The 9818-nt window shown below is 73.4% G+C and carries 7 protein-coding genes and 2 pseudogenes; 3 read left to right on the forward strand and 6 right to left on the reverse strand.

The annotated features are described in order from the left end of the window. Both ABT08_RS05465 and ABT08_RS05470 read right to left on the reverse strand, forming a co-directional pair. Nucleotides 1-155: pseudogene (locus tag ABT08_RS05465) on the reverse strand (DEAD/DEAH box helicase); the annotation flags it as partial. Nucleotides 156-388: 233 nt separating this feature from the next. Next, the gene (locus ABT08_RS05470) at nucleotides 389-763 is read right to left on the reverse strand and encodes an SPW repeat domain-containing protein (protein ID WP_045246976.1); all 375 of its coding nucleotides are present in this window, start codon (nucleotides 761-763) and stop codon (nucleotides 389-391) included. 67 nt (nucleotides 764-830) lie between these two features. On the opposite strand from ABT08_RS05470, the gene ABT08_RS05475 reads away from it, so the two are divergent. After that, nucleotides 831-1550 carry a ferritin-like fold-containing protein gene (locus ABT08_RS05475; RefSeq protein ID WP_156454837.1) on the forward strand — a complete coding sequence of 240 codons (720 nt, stop codon included), beginning with the start codon at nucleotides 831-833 and terminating at the stop codon, nucleotides 1548-1550. Between the two features lie 42 nt (nucleotides 1551-1592). Here ABT08_RS05475 and ABT08_RS05480 read toward each other — a convergent pair whose 3' ends face one another. Beyond that, nucleotides 1593-1883, reverse strand: a complete 291-nt coding sequence (locus ABT08_RS05480; protein WP_045246977.1) for a hypothetical protein — start codon at nucleotides 1881-1883, stop codon at nucleotides 1593-1595. Nucleotides 1884-1888: 5 nt separating this feature from the next. After that, nucleotides 1889-2113: a DUF3107 domain-containing protein gene (locus ABT08_RS05485; protein ID WP_056207243.1), complete on the reverse strand. Its 225-nt coding sequence runs from the start codon at nucleotides 2111-2113 to the stop codon at nucleotides 1889-1891. Between the two features lie 164 nt (nucleotides 2114-2277). On the opposite strand from ABT08_RS05485, the gene ABT08_RS05490 reads away from it, so the two are divergent. Both ABT08_RS05490 and ABT08_RS05495 read left to right on the forward strand, forming a co-directional pair. Continuing rightward, nucleotides 2278-5373 carry an ATP-dependent DNA helicase gene (locus ABT08_RS05490; RefSeq protein ID WP_288114193.1) on the forward strand — a complete coding sequence of 1032 codons (3096 nt, stop codon included), beginning with the start codon at nucleotides 2278-2280 and terminating at the stop codon, nucleotides 5371-5373. Continuing rightward, a complete protein-coding gene (locus ABT08_RS05495; protein ID WP_288114194.1) occupies nucleotides 5370-8627 on the forward strand; it encodes an ATP-dependent helicase in 3258 nt (1085 codons plus the stop codon). The genes ABT08_RS05490 and ABT08_RS05495 overlap by 4 nt, the downstream gene beginning before the upstream one ends. A 22-nt stretch (nucleotides 8628-8649) precedes the next feature. On the opposite strand, the gene ABT08_RS05500 is transcribed toward ABT08_RS05495, so the two are convergent. Next, nucleotides 8650-9243 carry a hypothetical protein gene (locus ABT08_RS05500; RefSeq protein ID WP_288114195.1) on the reverse strand — a complete coding sequence of 198 codons (594 nt, stop codon included), beginning with the start codon at nucleotides 9241-9243 and terminating at the stop codon, nucleotides 8650-8652. Between the two features lie 67 nt (nucleotides 9244-9310). Continuing rightward, nucleotides 9311-9808 (reverse strand): annotated as a pseudogene (locus ABT08_RS13170) (phosphotransferase); the annotation flags it as partial. Nucleotides 9809-9818: the final 10 nt, after the last annotated feature.

Below are 9818 nucleotides of genomic sequence, written 5' to 3' on the forward strand. Positions count from 1 at the left end.
TTGCCGGTGCCGGTCTCGGCCTGGCCGATGATGTCCTGGCCGGGGAGCGAGAGCGGGATCGTCTGCTCCTGGATGGGGAAGGCATCCACGATGCCCTTGTGCGCGAGTGCGTCGAGGATGTCCTGGTCGACGCCGAGATCGGCGAACGTCGTCACGATATGAACCTGTCTGATGAGGGCGGCGTCTGCGCCGCGAGATCGTCCACGCCCTCATTCAGCCGCAGGCGCGGGGCCCCGATCCCTGCCGGGGCACTCCCTCCAGGGTACCCGGTCACCGCCCGCGCACCCGCCGACGCGCGGCATCCGGAGCCGTACGCCGCCCGACATGACCGTGCCCTCCGCCGCACGAGGCGGGGAGGGCACGGCTCCGGGGGGAGGAGCGACGAGGCTCAGCGACCGACCGAGGGACCGGGCGCGGGCTTCGAGAAGATCACCACGACGATGACGGCGATGCCCACGACGACGTGCGGGAGCCACACGTTCGGCGGGTACGACGAGAAGCCGAAGATGAACGGGGACAGGGCGAGGAACAGGCTCGCCACGACGTCGAACACGAGGTGGACCGGCATCGGGATGAGCTTGAACGGGCCCCACTCGTACCGGGTGAACAGGCTGTAGACGATGAGGCCTGCTCCGAGGATGAGGGGGATGACGACCGCAGCGCCTCCGACCGACGAGAAGCCGAAGATCAGCGGTGCGAACAGCAGGGCGAGGCCGACGATGTAGTCGAGCGCTCCGTGGACTTTCGTGGGAATGAACCTCATGTCACTCATTCGGCGCACGGCCCCGAACGGATGGGATCGCGTGCGGAAGCGGCATCCGCCTACGCTGGTGTGCGTGTGGGACTGGTTCCGTCGTCGTCGACCCGTGGGGCGCGTGCTGCGTCTGCGCACCCGAGGCGAGGCGTCGGGGGCGACCCGCGTCGACTTCGCCGAGCTCGCCCCGCCCGTCGACACGTTCCTCGGCCAGGCGGCCTATCTGCAGCTCGGCTACTTCGAGACGCTGAGCGCCCTCATCGCGCCCACGCCGTCGCTCGCCCAGAAGGAGGCGCTCTCCCGCGCATCCGGGGCGGCCCTCACCAAGCACCAGCAGCTCGTGGCGGTCATCCGCGAGCGCGGCGACGACCCGCTGACGCTGATGTTGCCCTTCCGCGAGCAGCTCGACGCGTTCCGTCGTCGCACCCAGGGGGAACGCTCGCTCGAGACCATGCTCACCGTGCACCTGACGGCGGGCATCCTCGACGACTTCTACCGCTCGCTCGCCGCGAGCTACGGCGAGACCGGGCGCCGCGTGGCGCGCATCCTCGAGGCCGACACCGACCGCAAGGCGATCGCCGACATCATCCACGACGCGATCTCCGCGGACGAGGAGTGGCGGTCGCTGCTCGCGATGTGGGGGCGGCGTCTCGTCGGCGACACCCTGCTCGTCGCCCGTGCGGCCCTCAGCCGTTCGCCGGAGACGGCCGAGGAGGACGCCACCGTGGAGCCGGTCTTCACCGCACTCATGGGCGCTCACGCGGCCCGGATGAGTGCGATGGGCCTCGAGTCCTGAGAGATCGGATGCCCCGCCTCGCCGTGGCGGGGAAGCGGGACGTCAGCCGATCTTGAGGCGGGACTTCTCGCGCGCGTCGTGCGTGGCGCGCACGCGCGAGAGCACGACACCGACGGGCACGGTCACCACGACCGCGGCGAGGATCGACAGGACCCACAGCAGCGGGTTGTCGGTGGTCAACCCCGCCCAGGTGAGAGCCAGCCACACCGCACCGCCGGCGACCGCCCCGACGGCCGGAAGCAGCGCGACACCGCGCGAGTCGCGACCCGGGAGCGCATAGTGCAGCACCAGCCCGATGCCGATGCCGAAGAGGAACGCGAGGACGATGTCCATCGTGCTCAGGCCACGAAGCCCACGCGACGCGACTCCTCGGTGCCGAGCTCGATGTAGGCGAGTCCGGCCGTCGGCACGATGAGCGTGTTGCCCTTGGCGTCGACGAGCGAGATGTGGGTCGCGTTGTCGTCGAGCGCGGCGGCGATCTGGGCCTTGACCGAGTCGACCGACTCGTTGGTCTCGAAGTTGAGCTCGCGCCCCGTGTTCGCGATGCCGATGCGGATCTCCACGTCCCGGTCCTCCCTGTCGTCCCCGTCGATCGCGAGGGCGATCGGTGGCCGGGGCGCGCCCGCCGCGGGCGCATGATCGAGCGTAGCCTGCGCCCCGCGGCGCACCGGCCGCGCACGTCACGCTGTCGGCGAACGATGTCGGGCGGCGTCGGTAGCGTGGTCGGGTGACGTCCGACACCGCACCCCCCGCCGACGCGGCTGTGCGGGCGCTGGTGCGCTCGGCGCCCGCGGCGCTCACGGGCGTCGTGACGGGCGCTCCCGGCTCCGGCAAGACGACGCTGCTCGTCGAGCGTGCCGCCGCGCTCGTCGCGGCCGGGTCGGACCCCGACGCGGTGCTCGCCCTCACGCCCACGCGTCAGACGGCGACGGCGCTGCGCGACCGCTTGTCCCTTGCACTCGGGCGCGCGACGTCAGGCCCGCCGGCGCGTTCGCTCACCTCGTTCGCGTTCCAGCTCGTCCGCGCGCATGCCGTGCACACCGGCGACGAGCCGCCCCTGCTGCTCACGGCGTCCGACGACGACCAGATCCTCGCCGACCTCCTCGCCGGCGACGCCGAGGACGAGGCATCCGGTCGCTCGCGCTGGCCGGACGCGCTCGGAGCCGCCACCCGTGCAACCCGCGGCTTCCGCGGTGAGCTGCGTGCCTTCATCGCCGACGCGCGCACGCTCGCGCTGACCCCCGCCCGCATCGCCGCGCTCGCCGACGCCGAGGCCGAGACCGTATGGACGGCGCTCGCATCGTTCCTCGCCGAGTACGAAGGCGTGCTGGGCGACATGCGCGCCTCGACGCGTGACGCGGCGGGCCTCACGCTCGAGGCCGTCGAGCTGGTGCGCGCTCTTCCCGTCGACCACCCCGTGTTCGCTGCGGTGCGGCGGCTCGACGCCGTGATCGTCGACGACGCCCAGGAGCTGACATCCGGCGGCGTCGACCTCCTCGCCGCGCTGCGGGACCGTGGCGTCGGCGTCGTCGCCTTCGGTGACCCCGACCTCGCCTCGGGCGCATATCGCGGGGCGAGGCCAGAGAACCTCGCCGCGCTGGGCGCGCGTCTCGGATCTCTCGGCGCGCTCACCGAGCCGCACCGAGCGCAGGGCGACCTGATCGAGGCACAGCGGCGCGTGACCGTGCGCATCGGGGCCGCGGGGGGCGTCGCGCACCGCACCGCACCCGCCGGGGAATGGGTCGGCGACGGCGGCCTGCGCGCGGTGGTGGCGACATCCGTCGACGACGAGCTCGACGAGATCGCGCGCACCCTGCGCGAACGCCGACTGCGTGACGGAGTGCCGTGGGGCGAGCTCGCCGTCATCGCGCACGACACCCGTCAGGTGCAGGCGCTCGAGGCGGGTCTCGCCGCCCGGGAGGTGCCCACGCGCGGTCAGGGCCAGGGGGTTCCGCTCGGGCAGGTGCCCGCCGTGCGCGACCTGCTGACGGTGGTGCTGGCGGCCGGCGACGCGGTGGTGGCGCCCGCGGCCGCGGCCGACGTCCTCGTGGCGGCGGGGCTCGATCCGCTCGATGTGCGACGGGTGCGCACGGCGCTTCGCCATGCCCACCTCGGCGACGGCGGCGGGCGCACCGGTGCGGAACTGCTCGCCGCGGCGCTCGACGACCCGATGCACGCCGCGGCGATCGACAGCCGCGAGGGGCGGGCGGTCGTGCGCACCGCCGAGGCCCTCTCGCGCATGCGTGCGCAGCTCGCCGACGGTGCAACCGCGCACGATCTGCTCTGGACCGCGTGGGAAGCGAGCGGCCGTCAGGCGGGGTGGCTGGCCGCGACGAGCGGCCATGGCCCGGTCGCCGATCAGGCCCACCGAGATCTCGATGCGGTCGTCGCCCTGTTCCAGGCCGCCAAGCGCGACGCCGAGCGCGATGAGGATGCCGCCTCGCACCCGCTGCGGTTCGTGCACGCGGTGCTCGCCACCGATGTCGCCCCCGACCTGCTCGGCCGCGACCCCGATGCCGACGTGGTCGCGGTGCTGAGCCCGGCAGCCGCGCTCGGACGCGAGTTCGACACCGTCGTCATCGCGGGCGTACAAGAGGGCGTGTGGCCCAACACCCGACTGCGCGGCACACTGCTCGGCACGTGGCGCCTCCACGACGCCGCGGCCGGCGTCACGGCCGCTGCGGGTGTGCTCGACCGGCGGCGTGCCGTGCTCCATGATGAGCTTCGCCTGTTCGTGCGGGCCCTCTCCCGCGCCCGCACGCGGGTCGTCGTGACCGCGACGTCCGACGACGATCATCGCCCCAGCGGGCTGTTCTCCCTGCTCCCCGACGCGGAGGCGGCGCGGGCGCTGCCGGCCCTCACGCTGCGCGGGGTCGTCGCCCAGCTGCGGCGGGCTGTCACCGCCGATGTCCCCGACAGGTCGGCGGCGGCGCAGCTCGCCGCGCTCGCGTCCGCCGGTGTCGCCGGGGCCCGCCCCGACGACTGGTACGGCGTGGGGGCCGCGACATCCGATGCCCCGCTGCACTCGCTGGCGCACGGTGACATCCGCGTCTCGCCTTCCCGACTCGCGGCGCTCGAGCAGTGCGAGCTCGACTGGGTCGTGCGCGAGCTCGGCGCCGACGCGGGAAGCACCGTCGCCGGGCTCGGCACGCTCATCCACGCGGCGCTCGAGGCGGCGCCGGACGCCGACGCCGTCGCGTTGTGGGAGGTCGTGGACGCCCGGTGGAACGAGCTCGGCTTCGAATCCGAGTGGCTCGAGCGTGCCGGGCGCGAGCGTGCCCGCGACCTCGTCGATCGTCTGGCGCAGTACCTCCGCGACTTCGCGGCGGGCGGCGGTGAGCTGCTCGCGAGCGAGACGCCGTTCGAGGTGGAGATCCCGCTGCCACCCCACGACGGCGAGGGACGTGCGCTGCTGCGCGGCGTCGTCGACCGCGTCGAGCGGCGGGCCGACGGCACCGTCGTGATCGTCGATCTGAAGACGGGTCGGGCCGAGCCGCGCACCGACAAGGCCGTGGTCGAGAACCCGCAGCTGCTCGCCTACCAGCTCGCCCACGACGCCGGGGCGATCGCGCCGTCGGCGGGCCTGCCCGCGGGCGGCGCCGAACTGCTGGTGCTGCACACCGGCACGGCGAAGCCCTACCTCGAACCGCGGCAGGCGCCGCTCGACGACGAAGCCCGCGAGCGGTTCATCGCCCGGCTGCAGCACGCGATCGCCGTGATGGCGGGCACGCGGTTCGCGGCGCCCTACGAGCAGCACTGCCGAGACGAGCACGCCCACGGTGTGTGCCGCATCCATGTGGTCGGAGCGGTGAGCGCGCCGTGACCGTCTCCGCTGCCGCGGTCGCCGCGGCCCTCGGCCAGTTCCCCCCGACCGACGAGCAGGCCCGCGTCATCGAGGCTGCGCTGGGCCCGGCGCTGGTGGTCGCCGGCGCCGGAAGCGGGAAGACCGAGACGATGGCGGGGCGTGTCGTCTGGCTCGTCGCCAACCGGCTGGTCGCCCGTCACGAGGTGCTCGGCCTCACCTTCACGCGAAAGGCCGCCGGCGAGCTCGCCGAGCGCATCGAACGACGCCTCGCGCGCCTCGCCGAGTTCGAGGCGGCGGGCCTGGTCGACCGCCTCGACGAGCTGCACGCGGTCGGCGCTCTCGATGCCTTCGGCGAGCTCGAGCGCGCCGGAGCCCCCGCCGCGGAGCGCCGGGCACGCATCGCCGATCTCGCCGGACGGCTGGGAGCGGATGCCGCGGCGGGTGCCGTCGACCCCGACGACCTCCTCGATCGCCCCACCGTCGCGACCTACAACAGCTTCGCCGACGCCCTGGTGCGCGATAACGCGGTGCTGATCGGGCGCGACCCCGATGCGCAGGTGCTGTCGGAGTCGGCATCCTGGCTTCTCATGCGGCGGGTCGCGCTCGACAGCGACGATTCTCGGCTGGAGAGCCGCAGCGAATCGCTCGGCACGATCGTGTCGGCGGCCTTGGGGCTCGCGGGCGCCGCCGTCGACAACCTCGCCGACCTCGGCGACGTGGCCGCGTTCCCGTCGCGGTTCCGCGGCATCCTCGAACGGCCCTCCGAGACGGCACGGGTGAGTGTCTACGCGGACTTCCCCCGGTTCGTCGAGAAGGTCGACGGCCTCGAGGTGCTGGCGGGTCTCGCGGCCGGCTACGCGTCGGCGAAGGAACGTCGCGGAGTCATCGACTTCGCCGACCAGGTGGCCGGTGCGCTGCAGATCGTCGAGCGCCACCGGGATGTCGCTGAGGGCCTGCGCTCACGGTTCCGGGTGGTTCTGCTCGATGAGTACCAGGACACCTCGGTCGTCCAAGCGCGGTTGCTCGCGGCACTGTTCGCCGACACCGCCGTGATGGCGGTCGGCGACCCGCACCAGGCGATCTACGGCTGGCGGGGTGCCAGTGCGGGCAACCTCGACGACTTCCCGCGCGCCTTCGTGACTCGTGGCGCATGCGAACGCTTCTCCCTGCTGACCAGTTGGCGCAACAGCGCGGATGTGCTCGAGATCGCTTCGGCGCTGCTCGCACCGCTCGCCGGCGGGGCGGATGTCGCGGCCCTCCGCCCACGGCCGGGTGCGGCAAGGGGAGAGGTCGACCTCGAGATGGCCTCGACACTCGACGACGAGGCGGAACGGGTCGCGGAGTGGTTCGTGCGGGTCCGTGCCGAGCGCCGCTGCGTGGGCCTCTCGACGACCGGCGCGGTGCTGTTCCGGTCGAAGCGGCGCATGAGCGTGTTCGCCGAGGCCCTCGCGCGTCACCGCGTGCCGCATCGCGTGCTCGGACTCGGTGGGCTTCTCGACACCCCCGAGGTGGTCGACATCGTGGCGGCGCTGCGGGTCATCGCCGATCCGCTCGCCGGATCGGAGCTCATCCGTCTGCTGGTCGGGCCGCGGTGGGCGATCGGCGTCGCCGATCTGCGCGAGCTGCGGGCGCTCGGCGCCCGGCTCGCGCGACACGACGCGGCGCTCCAGCCCCTGGCCCCCGACGTCGTCGCGACCTTGCGCGCATCCGCGGCCGACGATCACGGCTCGCTCAGCGACGCGCTCGAGTTCTTCCCCCGCGTGCGCGACGACCACGGCTGGCTCGCCGGCTTCACCCCGGCCGCGCGCACCCGACTGCGCGAGGCGGCCGGCGTGATCGCGGCCTGGCGCCGAGCCGCGGGACTTCCCGTGCTCGATCTCGTGCGACTGATCGAGAGCGAGCTGCGCCTCGACCTCGAGCTCGCCGCGAACGAGGCCCGCGGGCCTCAGCGCACCGCCCACGAGCAGGTGCGGGCTTTCACGGCCGAGATCGCGGGCTTCCTGTCCTCCGACGATGCGCGGTCGCTGCCCAGCCTGCTCGCGTGGCTCGACCACGCGGCATCCGTCGACGAGCTCGCCCCCCGACCGGAACCGACGGAGCCCGACGTCGTGCAGCTGCTGACGATCCACGGGTCGAAGGGTCTCGAGTGGGATGCGGTCGCGGTCGTGCGGATGGTCGAGGACGAGCTTCCCGCCGCGAGCCGCGACGCCAAGGGATGGCTGACGTTCGGTGCGCTGCCGTTCGAGTTCCGCGGGGATGCCCCGTGGCTCCCGCGCCTCGCGTGGTCTGCGGCCGAGGCTCCCACCCAGCAGGCCCTGCGCGATGCGGTCGAGGCGTTCGGCGAGCAGAACCGCGACCGGCAGGTCGCCGAGGAACGCCGGCTGGCGTATGTCGCCGTGACCCGCGCGCGCGACCACCTGCTTCTCACCGGCTCATCCTGGGCGGGAACGGTGCAGCCACGGGCGGCGAGCCGGTTCCTGCGGGAGGCCGCGTCCGCGCTCGGGCGCGGCGCGGTGGACGTCGATCCGGGCGAGCGCCCCGATGACGTGGTGCGTACGGTGAGCTGGCCGCTCGATGCGCTGGGCAGTCGGAGGGAGAGGGTCGAGCGTGCGGCGGAGCTCGTGCGGGCGGCGGACGCCGTCATCCTCGATCCGGACCTGTCGCTTCTTCTCGTCGAACGGGACGAGCAGCGGCGCGGGGGCGATCGTTCGGCACCGACCCGCATTCCCGCCTCGGCCTACAAGGACTTCACGACCGACTATTCGGCGGCCGTCGCCGCGCGGTCCCGTCCGCTCCCCGAGCGGCCGTACCGTGAGACGCGGATCGGCACGAGCTTCCACTCGTGGGTGGAGCGCCGTGCCGGACTCGCCGGCAGGGCGGGGCTCGACGACGAACTCTGGGATGGGGACGAACCGGGCGGCGTCGCTGAGCCTGCCGCCCTCGCGCCGCTCATCGACGCCTTCCTCGCGTCGGAGTGGGCGCCTCTGCAACCGATCGAGGTGGAGACCGAGATCGACTTCCGACTCGACGATCTCGACGGGCGCCCTCACGTCATCGTATGCAAGCTCGATGCCGTCTACCGGCGCGGCGACCGGATCGAGATCGTCGACTGGAAGACGGGCGCGCCGCCGCGGACGGCGTCGGAACGCGCCGAGCGGATGGTGCAGCTCGACCTCTACCGTCGCGCCTACCACTCCCGGCACGGGGTGCCGCTCGACCAGATCGACGTCGCGCTGTTCTACGTCGCGCACGGCCTGGTGCTGCGAGGCTGACCTGCGCCAGGACGCGCGGGGGTCAGTCCCCGCCGACAGCCCAGCGGCGCAAGGCGGCGCGGGATGCCCGCTCGGCCTCGTCGGCATCTGCCACCGGGTCGAGATCGAGGTCGAGTGTCGGAGGAGCCGGATCGTGGGGGATCGTGCGGGAACCTGCTCCCCATGAAGCGGCTTCGATCGGTTGGGTCGCCTGCGGATCGTCGTCGACGTCCCCGGCGGGGTCGGCGTCGCCGTCGACGACTGCGAGGTCGTCACGTGTCTCGCCCGTCTCGATGTCGCCGAAGGCCGAGAGGTCGGCGCGGTCGAAGGCGTCGGTCTGCAGCGAAGTGTCCCCGCGCGGCGTGGCGGCCGCGGGAACACGGTCGAGCACGTCCATCGCCGCCTGCACATCGCTGTGACGTACCGGAGTGAGGTCTTCACCTCGCGTGCTCTCGTCGAGCGAGGCCAGCAGGCTCGCCGCGTCGGCGACGACGTCGTGATCGTCGCTCTCGAGTCCGTGCACGAGCCACTTCGCGAACTCGAGCTCGGCGTAGAGGCGCGAGCGCTCGGTGAGATGGGCATCGCCGGCGCGCACGGATGCCGCGGCATACGCCTCGCGCACGGTCGCCGCGGCCACCGGGGCCGCCGAGCCAGTGCAGGTCGGCGGCGGCGTCGCCGACGGACAGCCCGTGCCAGTCGATGAGGCCGGATACGCGGAGGTCGTCGTCGCCCGTGAACACGAATGCGCCCGCGTCGACGCCGCCGAGCACGACGACGGTCTCGAACTCCCAGAGCGAATCGGCGTCGATCGCGGTCATCCAGCGCGCCCGGAGGGTGCGCGGCAGGTGCCCGCTCGCGGCGGCGCGATCGATGAGACGACGGGTCTCGTCGCGCACCTGATCGCTCGTGCGCACCGGCAGGCCCTCGGAACGCACGACGGCGACAGGGAGCGCGTGCACGGCAGCGAGCGCGGCGCCCAGCGCCGTCGCCACGCCGCGACCGTCCGGGATCTGCGCGGCGTCGACGTGCCAGCCGTCGACCAGGTCGGTGACCAGCGCGGGGGAGCCGTCGACGACGGTCTGACCGACGGCGACGGGAGCGGCGAACGGGAGCACCGCGCGCACGCCATCGGTCAGTGCGGCGAGGGCGCGTGCCTCGGCGCGCAGCTGCTCGGCGGCGTCTACGGTGGCGGCGACCCGCACGGCGAGGCGT

Origin of the sequence: Microbacterium sp. SCN 71-21 (assembly GCF_001725695.1) — a bacterium.
GTDB lineage: Bacteria > Actinomycetota > Actinomycetes > Actinomycetales > Microbacteriaceae > Microbacterium > Microbacterium ginsengisoli.

What these genes read in the sequence shown, in the direction of transcription:
- ABT08_RS05480 (WP_045246977.1), bottom strand. Translation starts at nt 1,883, where the DNA reads ATGGACATCGTCCTCGCGTTCCTCTTCGGCATCGGCATCGGGCTGGTG.
- ABT08_RS05470 (WP_045246976.1), bottom strand. Translation starts at nt 763, where the DNA reads ATGAGGTTCATTCCCACGAAAGTCCACGGAGCGCTCGACTACATCGTC.